The following is a 21384-nucleotide window of genomic DNA, read 5'->3' as shown; positions in this document are numbered from 1 at the left end:
TTTTCCCGGAGCGACGTCATGTCCCTGCCCAGCCTTCGCCTCAAAGCCAATGCCGACCGCCGTCTGCGCGCCGGCCACCTGTGGGTCTACAGCAACGAAGTCGACGTCAGCGCGACCCCGCTGCAAGGCTTCCAGGCCGGTCAGCAGGCTGTTCTCGAGGCAGCCAACGGCAAGCCTCTGGGCATCGTTGCACTCAGCCCGAACAACCTGATCTGCGCCCGCTTGCTGTCGCGCGACATCAAGCTGCCGCTGGACAAGTCGCTGCTGGTTCACCGCCTGAACGTCGCCCTGTCGCTGCGTGAACGCCTGTTCGACCAGCCGTGCTACCGCCTGGTCTATGGCGACTCCGACCTGCTGCCGGGCCTGGTGGTCGACCGCTTCTTCGACATCCTCGTGGTGCAGTTGGCCTCGGCCACCATGGAAGCGCACAAGGACGACGTGATCGCCGCCCTGGTTCAGGTGCTCAAGCCAAGCGGCATCCTGTTCAAGAACGACTCCGCCGCACGTGACGCCGAAGGCTTGCAGCGCTATGTCGAAACCGTCTACGGCGAAGTACCGGACTGGGTGCCGCTGGAAGAGAACGGCGTCAAGTTCGAAGCCCCGGTGCGTGAAGGCCAGAAGACCGGCTGGTTCTACGACCACCGCATGAACCGTGCGCGCCTGGCCCCCTATGTAAAAGGCAAGCGTGTACTTGACCTGTTCAGCTACATCGGTGGCTGGGGCGTGCAAGCGGGTGCCTTCGGCGCCAGCGAAGTGTTCTGTGTCGATGCTTCGGGCTTTGCCCTGGATGGCGTGGAGCGCAACGCGGCACTCAACGGCATCAGCGAGAAAATGACCTGCATCGAAGGCGACGTGTTCGAGGCCTTGCGCGAACTGAAGGCCGCCGAAGAGCGCTTCGACGTGATCATTGCCGACCCACCCGCCTTCATCAAGCGCAAGAAAGACCTGAAGAACGGTGAAGCGGCCTACCGCCGCCTGAACGAGCAGGCCATGCGCATGCTGAGCAAGGACGGCATCCTGGTCAGCGCCTCGTGCTCGATGCACCTGCCCGAGGACGACCTGCACAACATCCTGCTGACCAGCGCCCGCCACCTGGACCGCAACCTGCAGCTGCTTGAGCGCGGCGGCCAAGGCCCGGACCACCCGGTGCACCCGGCCATCGCCGAGACCCGCTACATCAAGAGCATCACCTGCCGCTTGCTGCCAAACAGCTGATTGCTGTCGGTCGGGGGCCTTGCGCCCCCGGCCCGCTTCAAATATCCAGAACGTGCGTCGCAATCCCGAAGTACACCAATACCCCCGCTGCATCGGCAATCGATGTAATCAGTGGCCCGCTGGCTGTCGCTGGGTCCAGCCGCAAGCGGCTCAGCAGAAATGGCAGGCTCATGCCGATCAGGCTTCCAACCAGTACGATGATCACCATGCTGCTGGCTACGATCAGGGCAATTTGCGGCCCGCCGCGCAGTACCCCCAAGGACGCCACGGCAACAGCCATGGTGCATCCCAGAGCCAATGCAACCCCGAACTCCCGACCCAACATGCGCCACCAGTCACGCATGGCCACTTCACCCGTCGCCAGGCCTCGTACCATCAGCGTTGCAGACTGAGCACCAGCATTACCGCCGCTGTCCACCAGCAATGGCAGGAAGAATACCAAGGCGATATGGGCGGCGATGGTTTCCTCGAAAGCGGCGATACCCGCCCCAGAAAACAGGTTGCCAAACACCAGCAAAACCAGCCATAGCACGCGCTTTCGGTAGAGCAAACCAAGGGTCGCATCGCGCAAGTTACCGACATGGTTGGTGATTGAAGCGCCCTTGTGAAAGTCCTCTGTCGCTTCGCGCCGTTGGGCCTCCAGGGCTGCATGGGCGTTCGACTGAAGGGTGTTTTTATCGATTTGATGTTGCATGAAGTTCTCCAGGCGCCGACGCAGGCGCCTGCAGACTTCAGCCTCGCGGACTCAAGCCTTCGGCAGCCCTGGCGGCGGCGCGCTCAGTGCCAGATAGCAGGTTCATGTGGAACCGGTAACTGGGAAGGTCCATTGAGGGTTATCTCGTTAAACCGCACATGCGGCGGCCGGATGATAGTTATTCGAGGTGCGCAAGTCAGCCCGTTGGGGGATGTTTCGGAAGCGTCCTACAGGTACCGGCTGTACGGGCAAATTCACCGACCAGGCACATCTTCATTCCCTCGCCGCGCCAGCGGTGTAGAATCGGCCTATTCATCGCCAGTCATCCCCGGCGGGTTTATGAGCTCTGGCCAAGCACGCGGCGATCCCGCGCGGTCTTCGGCCTCATCCGTGCCAGTGGCAACCGGCCTGCGGCGCAAAGGACAAGAGAAGCTCACTCCCCTTTTTGTGACCTGATTAAGCCGCCAGGAGTGTTTCATGCCTGATTATCGTTCCAAGACGTCCACCCAAGGCCGCAACATGGCCGGCGCCCGTGCCCTGTGGCGCGCCACCGGGATGAAGGACGAAGACTTCAAGAAACCGATCATCGCCATCGCCAACTCGTTCACCCAGTTCGTCCCGGGCCACGTGCACCTGAAGGACCTGGGCCAACTGGTTGCCCGCGAAATCGAGCGCGCCGGTGGCGTGGCCAAGGAATTCAACACCATCGCGGTCGATGACGGCATCGCCATGGGCCACGACGGCATGCTGTACTCGCTGCCAAGCCGCGAGATCATTGCCGACGCCGTGGAATACATGGTCAACGCCCACTGCGCCGACGCCATTGTGTGCATTTCCAACTGCGACAAGATCACCCCCGGCATGCTGATGGCCGCCCTGCGCCTGAACATCCCGGTGATCTTCGTTTCCGGCGGCCCGATGGAAGCCGGCAAGACCAAACTGGCCAGCCACGGCCTGGACCTGGTCGACGCCATGGTCATCGCCGCCGACTCCACGGCTTCGGACGAAAAAGTCGCCGAGTACGAGCGTAGCGCCTGCCCGACCTGCGGTTCGTGCTCCGGCATGTTCACCGCCAACTCGATGAACTGCCTGACCGAAGCCCTGGGCCTCGCCCTGCCGGGCAACGGCTCGACTCTGGCCACTCACTCCGACCGCGAGCAGCTGTTCCTCACCGCCGGCCGCACCATCGTGGAGCTGTGCAAGCGCTACTACGGCGAGAACGACGAGTCGGTACTGCCGCGCAGCATCGCCAACTTCAAGGCGTTCGAAAACGCCATGATGCTCGACATCGCCATGGGTGGCTCGACCAACACCATCCTGCACCTGCTGGCTGCCGCCCAGGAAGGCGAGGTGGCGTTCGACCTGCGCGACATCGACCGCCTGTCGCGCAAAGTGCCACAGCTGTGCAAAGTGGCGCCGAACATCCAGAAGTACCACATGGAAGACGTACACCGCGCCGGCGGCATCTTCAGCATCCTCGGTTCGCTGGCCCGTGGCGGCCTGCTGCACACCGACCTGCCGACCGTGCACAGCCGCAGCATGGAAGAAGCCATCGCCAAATGGGACATCACCCAGACCGATGACGAAGCCGTGCACACCTTCTTCAAGGCAGGCCCTGCCGGCATCCCGACCCAGACCGCGTTCAGCCAGTCGACCCGTTGGGAAACCCTGGATGACGACCGCGAAAACGGCTGCATCCGCAGCTTCGAGCACGCTTATTCGCAAGAAGGCGGCCTGGCCGTGCTGTACGGCAACATCGCACTCGACGGTTGCGTGGTGAAAACCGCCGGTGTCGACGAGTCGATCCACGTGTTCGAAGGCACCGCGAAAATCTTCGAAAGCCAGGACAGCGCCGTACGCGGCATCCTCGCTGACGAAGTGAAGGCCGGCGACATCGTGATCATCCGCTACGAAGGCCCGAAAGGCGGCCCGGGCATGCAGGAAATGCTGTACCCGACCTCGTACCTGAAGTCCAAAGGCCTGGGCAAGGCTTGCGCCCTGCTCACCGACGGCCGCTTCTCGGGCGGCACTTCGGGCCTGTCGATCGGCCACGCCTCGCCTGAGGCTGCTGCTGGTGGCGCCATCGGCCTGGTGCGCGATGGCGACAAGGTATTGATCGACATCCCTAACCGTTCGATCAACCTGCTGGTCAGCGATGAAGAGCTGGCTGAGCGTCGTGTAGAGCAGGACAAGAAGGGCTGGAAGCCTGCCGAAGTACGCCCACGCAAGGTGACCACTGCGCTGAAGGCCTACGCCCTGCTGGCGACCAGTGCCGACAAGGGTGCTGTGCGCAACAAGGCTATGTTGGAAGGCCTGTAAGAAGCGTCTGAAAACACCAACCGGCGCCCCGTGCGCCGGTTTTTTTTGCTTTTCCGCTCCCATACTGCCTAAAAAGCAGCCTTAGGGGGCAATGGCAGCCATGAGTTGGAAAAGCCTGCTGTACAGCGTGACCATAGGGTACGCATGCCTGGTACCCACCTCTACCCAAGGTCAGGAGCGTGCAATGACCGGAGCCATCAGTTTCAGGGGCTCGGTACATGTACCTGGTTGTCGCCATGCCTGGGATGCCGAACAAGGGCGCTTGGTGCTTACCGATTGCCCCAGCGCCTTTCTTCCATCAGACGCACCCCCTGTCCATTTGCAAGCCGAGAACATTTTCTCTGGCGAGTACACCACGGTCATTCATCAAGAGCCCCTGGCCGGTCACACGTTCGCCATTCACGACCGCTACGGCAAACGTGTTTCCAGCGGCAGTTATCGAATCACGGTACACGTACCATGAGCCTACTGGATCTGCTCCGGCGTCACGATCACCCAGTTCTTGTCCGCCGTCACCAAGAGCCCTTCCTTGGCCTGCGCCGCCGCATTCTTGGCAATCATCCCGTTAAGCTGGTCCATGTACTTGGCCTTGCGGTTTATCCACAGGTGAATACCGCCCTTGCCTACATCCACCCCATGAAACTGCATGTAACCGTCACTGGTCGGCGTGTCGCCCCCCACCAGCACCGGCTTCTTCCACTCATCGATATAGGTCAGGATCGCCGCCTGCTTGCCCGCCATCCAGGTGGCGGGGGTCCACAGGTACGGGGTCAGTTCCAGCCCTTCGTTGGCCTTGGCGTCATAGTGCCCGGCGCTGATCTGCTTGCGTGCCGTGGTCAGCTGGCCATTGACGCGGTCTTTCAGCAGCAGGCTCACACCAATCACGTTCTGCGGCTTCACGTTGTACCCGTACTTGGGGTCTGACGCGACCATGCGCACCAGCTCTTCCGAAGCCGCCGAAATCACGTACACCTCGATGCCGTTCTCCATCAGCTTGTTGTACAGCTCGGCCTGGCCTTTGAAGACCTTGGGCGGCTGTACCTCGATGGCCTTGACCTGGTCCCCGTCGTAATAGGTGCTGGGGATCGGCTTGGTGGAGGCCATCAGCTCATCCACCTGCACTTTCAGCTCCTTCAGGGTAAAGCCCGAGAACACCTGGGCCACCCACGGATAGCAGACCATGTCGTCAACTTCGCACAACCGGTAGTAGTAGCTGAACAGGCTTTCCTTGTGCTCGGCGGTGTCCTTGAACGGCATCAGCTTCAACGACGGGTCGAGCTTGTCGCGGCTCAGCAGCCCCTTGTTTTCCATGAATGGCAGCAGGGCCTCTTCAAGGTCATAGCGGTAACTGGTGTTGTCCATGTCGAACACCGCGTAATTACCTTTGTTGGCATTTGCGGCAATCATGCTGTCGAGCTGTTTGGCTGCTTCTGCAGGCCAATGCTTGAGCTCGGTGGCGAAGGTTTCGATACTGAACAGCAGGGACAGGCCGAGGGCCACGGCTTTAGGGGCGCGCTTCATGTACGAATCTCCTGAAATGACCCGGAAACGCTAGTGCAACATTCCCCGTCAACGGCCCTCGATAACGACCTTCATGCAGCTGCAAACGCCGTGTTCATTGCAATCTGCGACACGCCGTTATTCCATAAACGAATATGCACATTCCATTTGGATATAAATTCGTTTGTTTTCAGCCTGTTAGCATTTCCGTTCGCAATCGCTCACAGAGGCGATGCTTCCTTTGCTTTTTTTCGCTGGAGCTTCAATGAACCTGCCGCTGTCCCTTAACCTGCTGGCGTTCCTGGCCCTGTTGCTGGGCCTGGCACAAACCCGCCGTACCGACTGGAGCCTGGCCAAGAAGGTGCTGCTGGGCCTGGTGCTGGGTGTGCTCTTCGGCCTGGCCCTGCACACGATCTACGGCGCGGGCCACCCGGTGCTCAAGGCCACCATCGCCTGGCTCGACCTGGTCGGCAACGGCTATGTCGGCCTGTTGCAGATGATCGTCATGCCGCTGATCTTCGCCTCGATTCTCAGCGCCGTGGCACGCCTGCACAATGCCTCTTCGCTGGGCCGCATCAGCGTGCTGAGCATCGGCACCCTGCTGCTGACCACCGCCATTGCCGCGCTGATAGGCATCGTGCTGACCAACCTGTTCGGCCTCAGCGCCGAAGGCCTGGTGGCCGGCGCCCAGGAAAGCGCACGCATGCAGGTTATCCACAGCGACTATGCCGGCAAGGTCGCCGACCTCAACATCCCGCAACTGCTGCTGTCGTTCATCCCCAGCAACCCTGTGGGTGACCTGGCGCGGGCCAAGCCGACTTCGATCATCAGCGTGGTGATCTTTGCCGTGTTCATCGGCCTGGCGGCCTTGCAGCTGATCAAGGACGATGCCGAGAAAGGCGAACGTGCCCTGTCGGCCATCGACACCCTGCAAGCCTGGGTGATGCGCCTGGTGCGCGTGGTGATGAAACTGACCCCGTATGGCGTGCTGGCGTTGATGACCAAGGTAGTGGCCAGCTCGAACATGGAAGACATCCTCAAGCTGGGCAGCTTCGTGGTGGTGTCGTACCTGGGCCTGGCGCTGATGTTCGTGGTGCACGGCATCATCCTCGCCGCCGCTGGCGTGAGCCCGCTGCGCTTCTTCCGCAAGGTGTGGCCGGTGCTGACCTTCGCCTTCACCAGCCGCTCCAGCGCCGCCAGCATTCCGCTGAACATCGAGGCGCAAACCCGCCGCCTGGGCGTGCCGCAGTCGATTGCCAGCTTCAGCGCATCGTTCGGCACCACCATTGGCCAGAACGGCTGTGCCGGCCTTTACCCCGCCATGCTGGCGGTGATGGTTGCACCGGCAGTGGGCATCGATACCTTCGACCCGCTGTGGATCGCCACCCTGGTGGCCATCGTCACGTTGAGCTCGGCAGGGGTTGCCGGTGTAGGCGGTGGTGCCACCTTTGCCGCGCTGATCGTGCTGCCGGCCATGGGCTTGCCGGTGGAGCTGGTGGCATTGCTGATTTCGGTGGAGCCGCTGATCGACATGGGGCGCACGGCGTTGAACGTGAACGGTTCGATGACAGCAGGTGTGGTGACCAGCCAATTGCTGAAAGAGACTGACAAAGCTGTGCTGGCGGGTGATGAGCATGCCGAGTTGAGCCATACCTGACGGATCACCCGGGGCTGCTATACAGCCCCAATATCCCGTAACGCAATGGCGTGGGGAGTGAACAACAGGCGGCTGGCAGCATCGCTATACTGCTAGCTCGCGTTAGCGAACACTCCTAGGGAAAAAGCCACACCATGCCCCAGTACGACATGACGCAGGCCGAAGCCGAAAAACTCCGTATTTGGGACCAGCTGTCTTGCTGTGCCTGCGATGGGGTTGCAAAGCAGCCCCGGCAATCTCAAACCCTGTCCCAGACCTCGAAGTGATAGGCAGGCTTACCTTCTTCAGCCTGCGCCTCACTCGACGCCAGCTTCCACTGCCCCTCATCAAACGCCGGGAACCACGCGTCCCCTTCCGGTGCCATTTCCACCCGCGTCAGGTACATCCGGCTGACCAGCCCTTTCTCCAGCGCCTGCCCATACAGCTGCGCCCCGCCAATCAGCATCAGCTCATCAACGCCTTGCTCACGCGCCCACTGCTCGGCCCGCACCAGCGCCTCCTCAAGGGAAGCGAACACCTCGGCGCCTGCCAGCTCAAGCCCCGGCTGGCGGCTGACGACGATGTTCAACCGCCCGGGCAGTGGCCGCCCCAGCGAGTCCCAGGTCTTGCGCCCCATGATGATCGGCTTGCCCAGGGTGGTGGCCTTGAAGTATTTGAAATCACCCGGCAAATGCCAGGGCATGGAGTTGTCGATGCCGATCACGCGGTTTTCAGCGTATGCCGCGATCAGGCTGAGGGGGAGTGATGTATTCATGCCAGCGAGGATAGCACCGGGCGTGTGGGTTATGCTTCTGCCCTGACCTGTGCAATGGAAGACCTTGTGACTGCACCCACTTCACTGGACAAGCGCTGGCTCACCGAAGCGGTACGCCTGCGTGAAGAACATGCCGGCCCTCTGGAAGACCAGGAGGCCAACCGCCGCGCCCGCCAACTGGGCGGCGACCTGGCGGCCCGCATCGAAACCCGTGCGCTGTGCCTGGCCGAACGCGACGGCATGACTGTCGCCTTGCACCACTGGAAGCAGGGGGCGCGCCTGGCGCTGCTGGCCTTGTTGCTGCTGGCCGTGCTCAGCGGCGCCGGCATGGCACTGGCCGCCCTGGGCGATGGGCAACGGCCGGTCAACGTATTCTGGGCCTTGGGCAGCCTGCTCGGGCTGAACCTGCTGATGCTGCTGGGCTGGGCCGTCGGCCTTGCCATCAGTGGCGAGCACGGCGCGGGGCTGGGCCGCCTGTGGCTATGGCTTAGCGAACGCTTTGCCCGCGATGCCAAAGCCGCGCACTTGGCACCTGCGCTGCTAGTGCTGCTGCAACGCCAGCGGCTCAACCGCTGGTTGCTCGGCCTGCTGGTACACGGCCTGTGGCTGCTGGCGATGCTCACCGCGCTGGGCATGCTGCTGGCCTTGCTGGCGACCCGGCGCTATGGCTTCGTCTGGGAAACCACGCTGCTTGCCGCCGACCCGTTCATCCACCTGACCCAGGCCCTGGGCGCCCTGCCCTCGTTGCTGGGCTTTGCCATACCCGACGAGGCCATGATCCGCGCCAGCGGCGACACCTTGCCCGCGCTGGACCTGGCCCGCCAGGCCTGGGCCAGCTGGCTGCTCGGCGTAGTGCTGGTGTATGGCCTGCTGCCGCGCTTGCTGCTGGCAGCGTTATGCCTGTGGCGCTGGCGCCAGGGCCGCGAGCGCCTGACGCTGGACCTTAGCCTGCCCGGCTACGCGCACCTGCGAGATGCGCTGATGCCCCGCAGCGAGCGCATCGGCGTACAGGACCCCGCCCCCGATGCCTTGCCGCAGTTTGCCGTAGGCCAGCTGGAAAGCGGCAGCAGCGGTGCCCTGCTGGTCGGCCTGGAACTGGACGACCAGCGCCCTTGGCCGCCCGCCCTGCCCAAAAACGTGACCGATGCCGGTGTGCTCGACAGCCGCGAATCGCGCAACCGCCTGCTTGAACAACTTAGCCGCTTCCCGCCCGCACGCCTGGCCATCGCCTGCGACCCACGGCGTTCACCCGACCGCGGCAGCCTGGCACTGCTCGCCGAACTGGCGCGCAATGCCGGTGCGACCCGAATCTGGCTACTACAGGCCGCGCCTGGTCAGGCCCTCGATGCCCAGCGCCTGGGTGACTGGCACGAAGCCCTCGACCGCCTTGGCCTCGCGCACGCCGACACCTCGCCATTGACCTGGCTGGAGCATGGCCATGACTGAGCCGCTGAAACTGGCCGTGGTCGGCCACACCAACGTCGGCAAGACCTCGCTGCTGCGCACCCTCACCCGTGACGTCGGCTTTGGCGAAGTCTCCCACCGCCCCAGCACCACCCGCCATGTGGAAGGTGCGCGCTTGTCGGTGGACGGCGAACCCATGCTGGAGCTGTACGACACACCGGGCCTGGAAGATGCCATCGCTTTGCTCGACTACCTCGAACGCCTGGAGCGCCCAGGCGAGCGCCTGGACGGCCCGGCCCGCCTGGAGCGCTTTCTTCAGGGCAGCGAAGCACGTCAGCGCTTCGAGCAGGAGGCCAAGGTGCTGCGCCAGCTGCTGGCCAGCAATGCCGGCCTGTACGTGATCGATGCGCGTGAGCCGGTGTTGGCCAAATACCGCGACGAGCTGGAAGTGCTGGCCAGCTGCGGCAAGCCGTTGCTGCCGGTGCTCAACTTCGTCGCCAGCCACCAGCACCGCGAGCCGCAATGGCGTGAAGCCCTTGCCCGGCTTGGGCTTCACGCGTTGGTGAGGTTCGACAGCGTGGCCCCGCCCGAGGATGGCGAGCGGCGTTTGTACGAGAGCCTGGCCCTGTTGCTGGAAGACGCTCGACCTGCCCTGCAGCGGCTGATCGACGACCAGCAGGCGCAGCGCCTGGCGCGCCAGCACAGTGGCAAGCGCCTGATCGCCGAGCTGCTGCTGGACTGCGCCGCCTGCCGGCGCAGTGTCGAGGCTGAGCCGGCAGCCGAAGCCCGGGCCATCGAAGCGCTACGCCGGGACATACGTCAGCGGGAGCAGCGCTGCGTCGAGGCACTGCTCAAACTGTATGCCTTCCGCCGCGAAGACGCCCATGCCAGCGACCTGCCATTGCTGGATGGCCGGTGGGGTGACGACCTGTTCAACCCCGAAACCCTGAAGCTACTGGGCGTACGCCTGGGCAGCGGTGTGGCAGCCGGGGCGGCCGCCGGTGCCGGGGTTGATTTGCTGGTTGGCGGCCTTACCCTCGGTGCAGCGGCCTTGGCAGGTGCAATTGCCGGTGGTGCGCTGCAGACGGCACGCAACTATGGTTCGCGGTTGATGAGCAAGCTAAAGGGCAAACGCGAGTTGACCGTGGACGACACGGTATTGCGCTTGCTGGCCTTGCGTCAGCAGCAGTTGATGGTTGCGCTGGACAACCGCGGGCATGCGGCGCAGGACAGCATCAGGCTGGGTGAGCTGGATGAAAAGGCCTGGCGTGAAGGCAAGTTGCCAGAGGCGCTGGTCAAGGCGCGAGCACATCCGCAGTGGTCGACGCTCAATCCAGGGTCGAAGCTGAATCAGGCTGAGCGGCAGGAACAGCTAGAGGCGTTGGTTTCTCAGTTTTGAGTAAACAGGTCTGGCCTCTTCGCGGGTAACCCGCGAAGAGGCCAGAGCTGCAAAGCGAAAGGTTACTGCTGGGCCACCTTCTCCGACTTACCGTCATAGCGCTTGCGCCATTCAGCCAGAATCTGGTCGCGGTTCTGCGAGGCCCAGGCAAAGTCGTTCTTGATCAGGCGCTGCTCATAATCCGCTGGCAACTCGGTCTGCGGCTTGGCAATGCCCGGCGCCGCCAGCACGGCGAAGTTCTCCTTGTACAACTCCATGGCTGCGGGGCTTGCCGAAAAATCGGCCAGACGCTTGGCCGCGTCCGCCTTGGGCGAGCCCTTGATCACCGCAGTCGCCTCGATCTCCCAACCCAGGCCTTCCTTCGGCAGCACGATGTCCAGCGGCGCGCCCTGGCGCTTGAGCTGCACGGCCGGGTATTCGAACGAGATACCGATCGGGAACTCGCCCGCCGCCGCCAGCTTGCATGGCTTGGAGCCGGAGTGAACGTACTGCCCGATGTTCTGGTGCAGCGCATCCATGTAGGCCCAGCCCTGCGGCTCACCGAAGGTCTGCAACCAGGCGCTCACGTCAAGGAATCCGGTGCCCGAAGAGGCCGGGTTAGGCATGACGATCTTGCCCTTGTACTCCGGCTTGGTCAGGTCTTGCCAGCTCACCGGTTTGCTCAGGCCCTGCTTCTCGGCCTCGATGGTGTTGAAGCAGATGGTCGCGGCCCACACGTCCATGCCCACCCAGGCCGGTGGGTTTGCGGCATCGCGGTAGTTGGCGGCGATCTTGCCCAGGTCTTTCGGCGCGTAGGCTTCCAGCATGCCGTTCTGGTCGAGAATGGCCAGGCTGGACGCCGCCAGGCCCCACACGGCGTCAGCTTGCGGGCGGTCCTTCTCGGCCAGCAGCTTGGCGGTGATGATGCCGGTGGAGTCGCGTACCCACTTGATCTCGATGTCTGGGTTGGCCTTTTCGAAGGCCTGCTTGTAGCTCTTCAGCTGTTCAGCTTCCAGGGCGGTGTAGACCGTCAGCTGGGTACCGGCGGCCAAGGCCTGCAGGCTGAACACGGCAGAAACGGCAGCGGCAAGTGCAAGGTGCTTGTACATGGGTAGGTTCCTTACAGGTCAGACGGTCGCGGCGCGTTGGCGCCAGGCTTGGGAGCGGCGCAGCAGGCCGCGTGAGGCTGCGGCCAGCAACAGTGAAGCGCCGGCACTGGTCAGCAGAATCAGGGTGGACATGGCAGCAGCACCGCCCACGTTGCCGGCATCGTCCATGTTCAGCACGGCAACGGCGGCCAGGATGGTGCCGGGGCTGTACAGGAAGATCGCCGCCGAAACCGTGGTCATGGCCGAGACGAACAGGTAGCGGATGATGTCCTGCAGCGCCGGCAGGCAAATCGGCACGGTCACCCACAGGAAGTGCTTGTACAGCGGTGCCTTCAGCGACAGCGCGGCGGCCTCGAACTCGCCGTCGAGCTGGCGCAGCGCAGTGGTTGCGGTCATCTGTGCGGTGGTCAGGTAGTGAGCAATGGTGCACACCACCAGCAGCCCCATGCCGCCATACAACACATGCAGCGGGTTGCCGTTCAGGTTGAAGAAGAAGACGTAGCCCAGGCCCAGTACCAGGCCTGGCACGGCCATGGGGATGAAACTGAGCAGGCGCAGCATCTGGTTGAGCAGGCGCTGGCCCTGGGTTTTCTCCATCAGGTAAGCACCGGTGAAGATCACGATGCTGCCGATCAGCGCGGTGCCGATGGCCATGGTCACGCTATTGCGGTAGGCCAGCCAGCCACCACCGGCGGTGTCTTCGAACATGTAATGACGCAGCGACAACGACAGGTTGTACGGCCAGAAGGTGACCAGCGAGGAATACACCGCCATGCCGATCACCAGCAGCAACGCCGCGCACACCAGCAACACGATGGCCAGGAAGCAGGCATCTCGGCTGCGCGATGGCTTGGGCTCGAACACCTGGGCACGACCGCTCATGGCTTCGCCCTGGCGCCGACGCAGCCAGGCATCGACCGTGAAGCTGAACAGCGCCGGCAGCAGCAGGACCATGCCGATCAACGCGCCACGGCCGAACTGTTGCTGGCCCACCACCGCCTTGTAGGCCTCCAGTGCCAGTACCTGATAGTCACCACCGACCACGACCGGTACACCGAAGTCGGTGATGGTCAGGGTGAACACCAGGCAGAACGCCGCGAATACCGCTTGCCGCGTGGCTGGCCAGGTGATGCTGGTAAATGCCCGGCACGGGCCGGCGCCCATGCTGGAGGCCGCATCGAACAGCCGGGCATCGGCCAACGACAGCGCCGACAACAGAATCATCAGCGCATGCGGGAAGGTGTAGATCGCCTCGCCCAGCACGATGCCCCAGAAGCCGTAGATGTTGTCGCTGAGCAACCCGCGCAGCAGCCCCTGGTTACCAAACAGATAGACCAGCGCGATGGCCGGCAGCATCGACGGCGCCAGCAGCGGCAGCAGGGAAATCCCCCGCCATACGCCCTTGGCCGGGATCCGCGTGCGTTGCAGCGCATAGGCGAACAGGTACGCCAGCGGCACCACGATGGCCGCCACGGTGAAAGCCACCGACAGGCTGTTGCCCAGCAACCAATGGAAATTGTCGCTGGCGAACAGGTCGCGGGCTGCCAGCAGGCCGCCACCCTGGCCCGCGTCAGCGCTGAAGCCACGCCAGAAGATCGCCAGCAGTGGCATCAGCACGGCCAGCACCAGAAGGATCAGCAGCAGGCTCTTGCCGCCGACGACGAACAACCGGTCACCCAGGGCGATACCAGCTCGCGGCATGGGGTTGGCCTGGGTCAACGGCAGGGACATTGGCGCGGCCATCTCAGGCAAACACCTGCAGGCTCTGCGGCGGCAGGGCCACCCAGATGTCCTGCGAACCCAGGCGCGGCATGGCTTCGGGGGCCAGTTCAGCCAGCAGGGCATGGCCAGGCAGGGCTTTGAGTTCGAAGCTCATGCGGCAGCGGTTACCCAGGAACGTAATCTCGCGGACCATGGCCGGGAACAGGTTTTCCTCGTGCACCACCGGGTTGACCGTGATTGCCTCCGGGCGGCAGAACAACCGGCCGCTGCTGGCCTGGGCCGAGCCCGGCGCCAGACGCATGCTCATGGCGCCGACCTGGGCATGGCTGTCACCGTTGCGCTGGAAAGGCAGCCAGTTGCCCTGGCCAACGAACTCGGCGACGAACGGTGTGGCCGGCTGGTCGTAGATTTCCTGTGGGGTGGCGTACTGCTCAACCTGGCCGTTGTTCATCACCGCAATACGGTCCGCCATCAGCATGGCCTCGTCCTGATTGTGAGTGACCATCAAGGTGGTAATGCCCAGCTGGCGTTGCAGTTGGCGCAGTTCGGTGCACAGGTGCTCGCGCACCCGTGCGTCAAGCGCCGACATGGGCTCATCGAGCAGCAACAGGGAGGGTGACGGCGCCAGCGCACGGGCCAGGGCCACACGTTGCTGCTGGCCACCGGAGAGCTGGCCGGGGTACTTCTTCTCGCTGCCAGAAAGGCCTACCAGTTCAAGCATTTCAGCCACCCGCTGGCGGGCCTGCTCGCGGCCACTGCCGGCCAGGCCGTAGGCAATGTTGGCCTCGACGGTGAGGTTGGGGAACAGCGCGTAGGACTGGAACAGGATGCCGTAGTCACGGGCCTGGGGTGGCAGCTCGGAGATATCGCGTTCACCGATGTACAACGTGCCACGGTCCTGGCGCTCCAGGCCGGCAATGCAGCGCAGCAGCGTGGTCTTGCCACAGCCGGACGGGCCGAGCAGGCACACCAGCTCGCCGGCGGCGATGTCCAGCGAGACATCGTTGAGCGCCGTAAAGGCACCGAAGCGCTTGTGAATGTTGCGCACTTTCATTTGTGCGCCGGGGGTGGCGTGGTTCATGGCAGGGCCTCATCGAAGAGATGGGGGCCATGCTAGGCAGGCTGTGCGAAGGTTCTGTGGCTTTAAGGCAAAAGCAAGTGATAGTGGTATTGGCAGATTTTGTATTGCCCAAACAAATCTAGAAGTGTGAGCCCGCCACTTCCTGCGCCACCCCAAGGAAGGCAGCCGGCAACCGCGCCTGGCGCCGCTCCTTTAGGCAATACAAATACTCATGCATCACCGGCGCATCTTCCAGCGCCAGCACCCGCAATTCAGGGTTATGCGGCACCTCATGCCGGGCAATCACGCTGATACCGATATTGCGCAGCACCGCTTCGCGGATCGACTCGCGGCTGCCGATTTCCAGCAAAGCCCCGGCTTTCACCCCGGCCTCCTGCAGCATCTGCTCGGTCAGCTTGCGCGTGGTCGAGCCCTTCTCGCGCATCAACAGGCAGTGCCCGGCCACAACGTCGATCGACACCGCCTGCCGCTGGGCCAACGGGTGGTTGCGATGCACCGCCACCACCAGCGGATCAGTCCCCAGCACCCGCCGCACCAGCCGGGCATCTTCCACCAGCTGTGACGAAGCGGCGATGTCCACCCGGTAGTCTTCAAGCATTTCCAGCACCTGCTGCGAGTTGCCGATTTCCACCGCCACTTCCACCTGCGGCAAGCGCTCGCGATAGATCTTCACCAGGTCGAGAATGTAGTAAGGCGCCGTGGCGGCAATACGCAGGCTGCCCTGGGCCTGGCCACTGTTGCGCAGCTCGAACTCGATATCGGCCTCTTGCTGCAGCAGCGCCTTGACCATCGGCAGCAGGCGGACGCCCTCTTCACTCAACACCAGGCGCCGCCCGCCACGGTAGAACAGCTCGACCGCGTACTGGCTTTCCAGATTGCGGATCTGCGTGGTCACCGTGGGCTGGCTGAGCCCGAGCTTTTTCGCCGCCAAAGTGATGCTGCCCAAGCGGGCCACCATGTAGAAGGCTTTCAGCTCCGAACTCAGCATGCACGTCCTCTATTTGCGCAGCAGGCGCAAGCCGTTGAACACCACCAGCAGGCTCACGCCCATGTCGGCGAACACCGCCATCCACATGGTGGCCATGCCGGCAAAGGTGATCGCCAGGAATATTGCCTTGATGCCCAACGCCAGAACGATGTTCTGCATGAGGATCGCCGCACTTTGGCGCGACAGCCTGACGAAGGCCGGGATTTTGCGCAAGTCGTCGTCCATCAGCGCTACATCGGCAGTCTCGATGGCGGTGTCGGTGCCAGCCGCCGCCATGGCAAAGCCGATTTCGGCGCGGGCCAGGGCCGGGGCGTCGTTGATGCCGTCACCGACCATGCCCACCCGATGGCCCTTGGCGTAGAGGGTTTCGATGCACTTGAGCTTGTCGGCAGGCAGCAGGTTGCCTTCGGCACGGTCGATGCCCACCACGGTGGCGATGGCCTGGGCGGTATGCGGATTGTCGCCGGTCAGCATGACAGTCTTGATACCCAGCTCATGCAGTTCCGCGATGGCCTGGCGGCTGCTGTCCTTGACCGTATCGGCCACCGCGAACAGCGCCAGCGGGCCAGAGCGGTCGAGCAGTAAAACCACTGTCTTGCCCTGGCGCTCCAGCGCATCCAGCTGGGTTTCCAGCGCGGGCGAGCACAGCCCCAGTTCCTCGACCAGGCGGTGGTTGCCCAAGTGGTAAACCTCACCCGCGATAGTACCGCGCACGCCGCGCCCGGCCAGGGCGGCGAAGTCATCGACCTCGCTCAAGGCCAGGCCTTGCTCCTTGCCGAACTGGGCTATGGCACGGGAAACCGGGTGGTCCGAACGCTCGCCCAGGCTGGCGGCCAGGGCTTGCGCGCGGCCTTCGAACAGCGGCTCCAGCACCTTGGCGTCGGTTTGCACCGGTTTGCCGTTGGTAATGGTGCCGGTCTTGTCCAGGGCCAGGAAGTCCAGGTGGCGACCGCCCTCCAGGTAAACACCGCCCTTGATCAGGATGCCTTTGCGCGCCGCAGCGGCCAGGCCGCTGACGATGGTCACCGGGGTCGAGATCACCAGGGCGCACGGGCACGCGACCACCAGCAGCACCAAAGCGCGGTAGATCCAGTCGAACCAGGCGCCGGCCATGAACAGCGGCGGAATCACCGCCACGGCCAAGGCGATGGCAAACACCACCGGGGTGTAGATGCGCGAGAAGCGGTCGACGAAGCGCTGGGTCGGCGCCCGCGCGCCTTGCGCTTCCTCGACGGCCTTGATGATCCGCGCCAGGGTCGATTGCCCGGCAACAGCGGTAACGCGAAACTCCAGTGCCCCTGCCTGGTTGATGGTGCCGGCGAACAGCTTGTCGCCCACTGCCTTCTCTACAGGCAGGCTTTCGCCGGTGATCGGCGCCTGATCGACGCTGGATTGGCCGCTGATCACTTCACCATCCAGGCCGATACGTTCGCCGGGGCGCACCCGCACCAAGGCGCCGATGGCCACTTCACGCACCTCTACCTCGCGCCACTGGCCGTCGACCTGCTGCACCGTGGCCATGTCCGGGGTCAGCTGCATCAGCCCGCCGATGGCATTGCGTGCGCGGTCCAGCGAGCGCGCTTCGATCAGCTCGGCGACGGTGAACAGCACCATCACCATGGCCGCTTCCGGCCACTGGCCGATCAGCACCGCGCCAGTCACAGCAATGCTCATCAGCGCGTTGATGTTGAGGTTGCGGTTTTTCAGGGCGATCCAGCCCTTCTTGTAAGTACCCAGGCCACAGCCGAGGATCGCTGCCAGCGCCAGCGCCGCCACCACCCACTCCGGGGCCAGTGCGGCAAAGTGCACGATTTCGGCGGCGATCGCGGCAATACCGGACAGCGCTAGCGGCCACCAGCGGGTCTTGGCCACGTGTGGTGCACTGGCGGTGCCATCGTCTTCGGCGCCAAGCGGCTCGGCTTTCATGCCCAAGCTGTCGATGGCCTGCTCGATTTCAGCAGTGCCACCCAGGGTGTGGCGCACGCCAAGCACACGGTTAATCAGGTTGAATTCGAGCTGCTCGATACCGGCCAGCTTGCCCAGCTTGTCCTGGATCAGGTTCTGCTCGGTAGGGCAGTCCATGGCCTCGATGCGGAAACGGCTGAACTGGGCGTGGCTGCTGGCCTTTTCGCTCAGCTGGACCAAGGCTGGCGCAGCAGCGCTGCCACAGCAGCTGTGGGCGTGGTGATCGTGTTTGTGTTCGTGGCTGACAGGCTGGTTCATGGGGTCATCCTTAATTTGAGCCTGTTGCCAATGGAACACCCTGTAGCCACTATAGGGTCAAGCCATTTGCTGGAGATTTCGTGATGAAGATCGGAGAGCTGGCCAAAGCCACCGACTGCGCCGTGGAAACCATCCGCTACTACGAGCGTGAACAGCTGCTGCCGGAGCCGGCGCGCAGCGACGGCAACTACCGGCTGTACACCCAGGCCCACGTCGAGCGGCTCACCTTCATCCGCAACTGCCGCACCCTGGACATGACCCTGGATGAAATCCGCAGCCTGCTACGCCTGCGCGACAGCCCCGATGATTCGTGCGGCAGCGTCAATGCGCTGATCGACGAGCATATCGAGCATGTGCAGGCACGGATCGATGGTCTGGTGGCGTTGCAGGAACAGCTGGTGGAGCTGCGGCGGCGCTGCAATGCGCAAGGGGCGGAATGCGCGATCTTGCAGCAACTGGAGACGAACGGGGCAGTATCGGTGCCGGATACCGAGCATTCGCATGTGGGGCGAAGTCACGGGCATTAAGCCGAAAGCATTCGCGGGCAAGCCCGCGAATAGGCCAGCTCAGGTAATGGAGATCTGTCAGACCGCCATCGGCGCCGTCATCGGCGCATGGTGCTCATACCCTTCCAGCCAGAAGTCACTCGGCTCGATCTTCTCCAGCCACTCCGGCTCATACTTGCCGGTCTCGGCAAACGCCGGCACGCGATCACTGATCACCAGCTTCGGCGCCTCCAGCGGCTCGCGCTTGAGCTGCTCATTCAGCATGTCCAAGTGGTTTTCATACACATGGGCATCACCAATGAAGTAGCTGAACCAGCGCGGGGTATACCCGGTCAGGCGGCCGAACAGCGACAGCAGCGCCGCGCCTTCGGTGAGGTTGAATGGCGTGCCCAGGCCCAGGTCGTTGGAGCGGATGTAAAGGGTCAGGGAGATTTCCTTGGTCTCTACATTCGGATGGAACTGGTACAGCAGGTGGCACGGCGGCAGGGCCATTTCGTCCAGCTGCGCGCAGTTCCAGCCGTGGAACAGAATACGGCGGCTGCCCGGGTCGTTGGCGATGGTGTCCAGGCACTGGCGCACCTGGTCGATGGCCTTGTACAGGATGACGAACGCGACGCCGCCCTCTTCGTCCTGAGCGATGCGACGGAAGCCTGCCTTTTCGGCCATTTCGATGGCCGCCGGGTTGCTCAGCGGGATGCGCTTGTAGCCCGGCCACTGGCGCCATTGCACGCCGTAGATTTCGCCCAGGTCGTCATGGCCCTGGCGGAACGGGTTCGCCAGCCACTGAGCGTTCTCGTTGGCGTTCTGGTCCCAGACCTTGCAGCCCAGCTCGCGGAATTCACCGGCGTTCTTCACGCCACGCAGGAAACCGACCATTTCGCCGATCGCCGACTTGAACGCCAGCTTGCGCGTGGTGATGGCCGGAAAGCCCTTCTGCAGGTCGAAGCGCAGCATGGCGCCCGGCAGGCTGATGGTACGGATGCCGGTGCGATTGCCTTGCAACGTACCGTTCTCGATGACTTCACGGACCAGATCTAGATACTGTTTCATGACTTTCCTGTAACAAGAACGGCAGGGGGATCACCCCTGCCGTGAAAATCATACGGCTGGTTTTGCCGTAGGTTTGCGGTTGTAGGCCAACCAGATCAAGAAGATGCCGCCGACAATCATCGGCACGCAAAGCAACTGACCCATGGTCAACCAGCCGAAGGCAATGTAGCCAAGCTGGGCATCAGGCACCCGCACAAACTCCACGATAAAGCGGAAAATGCCGTAGAACAGCGCGAACATGCCGGAAACGGCCATGGTCGGGCGCGGCTTGCGAGAGTACAACCAGAGAATCACGAATAATGCCACACCTTCCAGGGCAAACTGGTACAGCTGCGACGGATGACGGGGCAACTGGGCCGGGTCGCTGAACGGCGGGAAAACCATCGCCCACGGCACGTCGGTCGCCTTGCCCCACAGCTCGGCGTTGATGAAGTTGCCAATACGCCCGGCGCCCAGGCCGATCGGCACCAGTGGGGCGACGAAATCCATCAGTTCGAAGAACGACTTGTTGTTGCGCTTGCCGAACCACAAGGCCGCCAGCATCACGCCAATGAAGCCGCCGTGGAACGACATGCCGCCCTTCCACACCTCGAAGATCAGCGTCGGGTTGGCCAGGTACTGGTGCAGGTCATAGAACAGCACATAGCCCAACCGCCCACCGACGATCACCCCCATCGAAAGCCAGAACACCAGGTCGGACAGTTTCTCCCGCGACCAGGTAGGGTCGAAGCGGTTCAGCCGACGCGAGGCCAACAGCCAGGCGCCGCCGATGCCGATCAGGTACATCAGGCCGTACCAGTGGATTTTCAGCGGCCCGAGGGCCACGGCCACGGGGTCTATCTGCGGGTAAGGCAGCATGGAACTTCCTCTCGATTCAAATCAAAAAGCTGAGGCCGACACAGAACAGCAGTGCTGCGAACAGGCGTTTCAACAAACGGGGCGACAGCTTGTGCGCCAGGCGCGCGCCGAAGCGGGCGAAAAACATGCTGGTCACGGCAATGCCGACCAGCGCCGGCAGGTACACGTAGCCCAGGCTATGGGGTGGCAGGTGCTCTTCGTGCCAGCCCAGCAGCATGAAACTCAGGGCACTTGCCACGGCAATCGGCAGGCCACAGGCCGAGGACGTGGCCACTGCCTGCTGCATGGGCAGGCTGCGCCAGGTCAGGAACGGCACGGTCAGCGAACCGCCGCCAATGCCGAAAATGGCCGAGGCCCAGCCAATCACCCCGCCCGCGCCGATCAACGCGGGTTTGCCGGGGATGCCACGGCTGGCCCTGGGCTTGAGGTCCAGGGCCATCTGCGCGGCGATGACCAGGGCGAACACGCCGATGATCTTCTGCAGCAGCGGGCCCTGGATCAGCGAGGCCGTCTTGGCACCGATGCCGGCACCAATGAGGATGCCGAGGGTCATCCAGGCGAAGATCGGCCATTGCACGGCCCCTTTGCGCTGGTGTTCGAGCACGGCGTTGATCGAGGTAAAGACGATGGTGGCCAGCGACGTGCCGACGGCCAGGTGGGTCAGCACCGAGGCATCGAAGCCCTGCAAGGTGAAGCTGAACACCAGCACCGGCACGATGATGATGCCGCCGCCCACGCCAAACAGCCCGGCCAGCACACCGGCACAGGCGCCCAACAGCAGATAGAGCACGAATTCCATTCGGCTTCCCCAGCAAAACAATCCGGCATGGTAACGGAAGCCGGGCTCAGGGCTCTAGTGAACTCTGTGACAGGATGGATCCGCCCCGCCGCTGTGGGTACAGTGGCATAAAACACAGAGGCCCAAC

18 protein-coding genes are annotated in these 21384 nt (G+C 63.4%); 7 read left to right on the top strand and 11 right to left on the bottom strand.

All coding sequences use genetic code 11. The features are described from left to right. Positions 1-18: 18 nt before the first annotated feature. Positions 19-1215 carry a class I SAM-dependent rRNA methyltransferase gene (locus PM2_RS08860; protein ID WP_028698427.1) on the top strand — a complete coding sequence of 399 codons (1197 nt, stop codon included), beginning with the start codon at positions 19-21 and terminating at the stop codon, positions 1213-1215. A gap of 37 nt (positions 1216-1252) precedes the next feature. Here the strand turns inward: PM2_RS08860 and PM2_RS08855 are convergent, their stop codons facing one another. Beyond that, a complete protein-coding gene (locus PM2_RS08855) occupies positions 1253-1909 on the bottom strand; it encodes a magnesium transporter (protein WP_016712539.1) in 657 nt (218 codons plus the stop codon). A 477-nt stretch (positions 1910-2386) separates the two neighbouring features. On the opposite strand from PM2_RS08855, the gene ilvD reads away from it, so the two are divergent. Together ilvD and PM2_RS30720 are read left to right on the top strand one after the other, a co-directional pair. Next, positions 2387-4228 (top strand): dihydroxy-acid dehydratase, encoded by a 1842-nt coding sequence (gene ilvD, locus PM2_RS08850; protein WP_003249056.1) that lies wholly within the window; start codon positions 2387-2389, stop codon positions 4226-4228. Positions 4229-4412: 184 nt separating this feature from the next. Then, positions 4413-4691, top strand: coding sequence for a hypothetical protein (locus PM2_RS30720; protein ID WP_141745088.1), 279 nt, complete (start codon positions 4413-4415; stop codon positions 4689-4691). A 2-nt stretch (positions 4692-4693) separates the two neighbouring features. Here the strand turns inward: PM2_RS30720 and PM2_RS08845 are convergent, their stop codons facing one another. Beyond that, complete coding sequence (locus PM2_RS08845) at positions 4694-5749, bottom strand: HAD family hydrolase (RefSeq protein WP_016712540.1); 1056 nt, start codon at positions 5747-5749, stop codon at positions 4694-4696. Between the two features lie 244 nt (positions 5750-5993). Between PM2_RS08845 and PM2_RS08840 the strand changes: the two genes are divergently transcribed. Continuing rightward, positions 5994-7385: an L-cystine transporter gene (locus PM2_RS08840; RefSeq protein WP_028698426.1), complete on the top strand. Its 1392-nt coding sequence runs from the start codon at positions 5994-5996 to the stop codon at positions 7383-7385. Between the two features lie 238 nt (positions 7386-7623). Here PM2_RS08840 and PM2_RS08835 read toward each other — a convergent pair whose 3' ends face one another. Beyond that, complete coding sequence (locus tag PM2_RS08835; protein ID WP_028698425.1) at positions 7624-8139, bottom strand: dihydrofolate reductase; 516 nt, start codon at positions 8137-8139, stop codon at positions 7624-7626. 54 nt (positions 8140-8193) lie between these two features. On the opposite strand from PM2_RS08835, the gene PM2_RS08830 reads away from it, so the two are divergent. Further along, complete coding sequence (locus PM2_RS08830; RefSeq protein ID WP_016712543.1) at positions 8194-9585, top strand: DUF2868 domain-containing protein; 1392 nt, start codon at positions 8194-8196, stop codon at positions 9583-9585. Then, positions 9578-10942: a GTPase/DUF3482 domain-containing protein gene (locus tag PM2_RS08825; RefSeq protein ID WP_016712544.1), complete on the top strand. Its 1365-nt coding sequence runs from the start codon at positions 9578-9580 to the stop codon at positions 10940-10942. Before PM2_RS08830 ends, PM2_RS08825 begins: the two co-directional genes overlap by 8 nt. Before the next feature lie 62 nt (positions 10943-11004). On the opposite strand, the gene PM2_RS08820 is transcribed toward PM2_RS08825, so the two are convergent. From PM2_RS08820 to PM2_RS08800, 5 genes are all read right to left on the bottom strand, one after another. Then, positions 11005-12030, bottom strand: coding sequence for a putative 2-aminoethylphosphonate ABC transporter substrate-binding protein (locus tag PM2_RS08820; RefSeq protein ID WP_019097927.1), 1026 nt, complete (start codon positions 12028-12030; stop codon positions 11005-11007). Between the two features lie 18 nt (positions 12031-12048). Further along, positions 12049-13773 carry a putative 2-aminoethylphosphonate ABC transporter permease subunit gene (locus PM2_RS08815; RefSeq protein ID WP_028698424.1) on the bottom strand — a complete coding sequence of 575 codons (1725 nt, stop codon included), beginning with the start codon at positions 13771-13773 and terminating at the stop codon, positions 12049-12051. 1 nt (position 13774) lies between these two features. Beyond that, complete coding sequence (locus tag PM2_RS08810; RefSeq protein WP_016712547.1) at positions 13775-14833, bottom strand: putative 2-aminoethylphosphonate ABC transporter ATP-binding protein; 1059 nt, start codon at positions 14831-14833, stop codon at positions 13775-13777. Between the two features lie 118 nt (positions 14834-14951). Continuing rightward, positions 14952-15821, bottom strand: coding sequence for a LysR family transcriptional regulator (locus PM2_RS08805; RefSeq protein WP_016712548.1), 870 nt, complete (start codon positions 15819-15821; stop codon positions 14952-14954). A gap of 9 nt (positions 15822-15830) precedes the next feature. Next, the gene (locus PM2_RS08800) at positions 15831-18044 is read right to left on the bottom strand and encodes a heavy metal translocating P-type ATPase (RefSeq protein WP_028698423.1); all 2214 of its coding nucleotides are present in this window, start codon (positions 18042-18044) and stop codon (positions 15831-15833) included. Positions 18045-18127: 83 nt separating this feature from the next. On the opposite strand from PM2_RS08800, the gene cadR reads away from it, so the two are divergent. After that, positions 18128-18571, top strand: coding sequence for a cadmium resistance transcriptional regulator CadR (gene cadR, locus PM2_RS08795; protein ID WP_016712550.1), 444 nt, complete (start codon positions 18128-18130; stop codon positions 18569-18571). A gap of 57 nt (positions 18572-18628) precedes the next feature. Here the strand turns inward: cadR and PM2_RS08790 are convergent, their stop codons facing one another. The 3 genes from PM2_RS08790 to PM2_RS08780 are packed head-to-tail and all read right to left on the bottom strand — an operon-like array spanning position 18629 to position 21257. Next, positions 18629-19600, bottom strand: coding sequence for a thymidylate synthase (locus PM2_RS08790; protein ID WP_028698422.1), 972 nt, complete (start codon positions 19598-19600; stop codon positions 18629-18631). Between the two features lie 48 nt (positions 19601-19648). Then, positions 19649-20458: a prolipoprotein diacylglyceryl transferase gene (gene lgt / locus PM2_RS08785; RefSeq protein WP_019097932.1), complete on the bottom strand. Its 810-nt coding sequence runs from the start codon at positions 20456-20458 to the stop codon at positions 19649-19651. Between the two features lie 16 nt (positions 20459-20474). After that, a complete protein-coding gene (locus tag PM2_RS08780; RefSeq protein ID WP_019097933.1) occupies positions 20475-21257 on the bottom strand; it encodes a sulfite exporter TauE/SafE family protein in 783 nt (260 codons plus the stop codon). Positions 21258-21384 lie beyond the last annotated feature (127 nt).

The organism is Pseudomonas monteilii NBRC 103158 = DSM 14164, assembly GCF_000730605.1.
Classification (GTDB): domain Bacteria; phylum Pseudomonadota; class Gammaproteobacteria; order Pseudomonadales; family Pseudomonadaceae; genus Aquipseudomonas; species Aquipseudomonas monteilii.
Note: the sequence above shows the minus strand (reverse complement) of the source record. Positions and strands in the feature narration are given on the sequence as shown.

Excerpts from the sequence above, each read along its gene's own strand:
- PM2_RS08860 (WP_028698427.1), top strand. The coding sequence starts at position 19 with ATGTCCCTGCCCAGCCTTCGCCTCAAAGCCAATGCCGACCGCCGTCTG.
- PM2_RS08855 (WP_016712539.1), bottom strand. The coding sequence starts at position 1,909 with ATGCAACATCAAATCGATAAAAACACCCTTCAGTCGAACGCCCATGCA.
- ilvD (WP_003249056.1), top strand. The coding sequence starts at position 2,387 with ATGCCTGATTATCGTTCCAAGACGTCCACCCAAGGCCGCAACATGGCC.
- PM2_RS30720 (WP_141745088.1), top strand. The coding sequence starts at position 4,413 with ATGACCGGAGCCATCAGTTTCAGGGGCTCGGTACATGTACCTGGTTGT.
- PM2_RS08845 (WP_016712540.1), bottom strand. The coding sequence starts at position 5,749 with ATGAAGCGCGCCCCTAAAGCCGTGGCCCTCGGCCTGTCCCTGCTGTTC.
- PM2_RS08840 (WP_028698426.1), top strand. The coding sequence starts at position 5,994 with ATGAACCTGCCGCTGTCCCTTAACCTGCTGGCGTTCCTGGCCCTGTTG.
- PM2_RS08835 (WP_028698425.1), bottom strand. The coding sequence starts at position 8,139 with ATGAATACATCACTCCCCCTCAGCCTGATCGCGGCATACGCTGAAAAC.
- PM2_RS08830 (WP_016712543.1), top strand. The coding sequence starts at position 8,194 with ATGGAAGACCTTGTGACTGCACCCACTTCACTGGACAAGCGCTGGCTC.
- PM2_RS08825 (WP_016712544.1), top strand. The coding sequence starts at position 9,578 with ATGACTGAGCCGCTGAAACTGGCCGTGGTCGGCCACACCAACGTCGGC.
- PM2_RS08820 (WP_019097927.1), bottom strand. The coding sequence starts at position 12,030 with ATGTACAAGCACCTTGCACTTGCCGCTGCCGTTTCTGCCGTGTTCAGC.
- PM2_RS08815 (WP_028698424.1), bottom strand. The coding sequence starts at position 13,773 with ATGGCCGCGCCAATGTCCCTGCCGTTGACCCAGGCCAACCCCATGCCG.
- PM2_RS08810 (WP_016712547.1), bottom strand. The coding sequence starts at position 14,833 with ATGAACCACGCCACCCCCGGCGCACAAATGAAAGTGCGCAACATTCAC.
- PM2_RS08805 (WP_016712548.1), bottom strand. The coding sequence starts at position 15,821 with ATGCTGAGTTCGGAGCTGAAAGCCTTCTACATGGTGGCCCGCTTGGGC.
- PM2_RS08800 (WP_028698423.1), bottom strand. The coding sequence starts at position 18,044 with ATGAACCAGCCTGTCAGCCACGAACACAAACACGATCACCACGCCCAC.
- cadR (WP_016712550.1), top strand. The coding sequence starts at position 18,128 with ATGAAGATCGGAGAGCTGGCCAAAGCCACCGACTGCGCCGTGGAAACC.
- PM2_RS08790 (WP_028698422.1), bottom strand. The coding sequence starts at position 19,600 with ATGAAACAGTATCTAGATCTGGTCCGTGAAGTCATCGAGAACGGTACG.
- lgt (WP_019097932.1), bottom strand. The coding sequence starts at position 20,458 with ATGCTGCCTTACCCGCAGATAGACCCCGTGGCCGTGGCCCTCGGGCCG.
- PM2_RS08780 (WP_019097933.1), bottom strand. The coding sequence starts at position 21,257 with ATGGAATTCGTGCTCTATCTGCTGTTGGGCGCCTGTGCCGGTGTGCTG.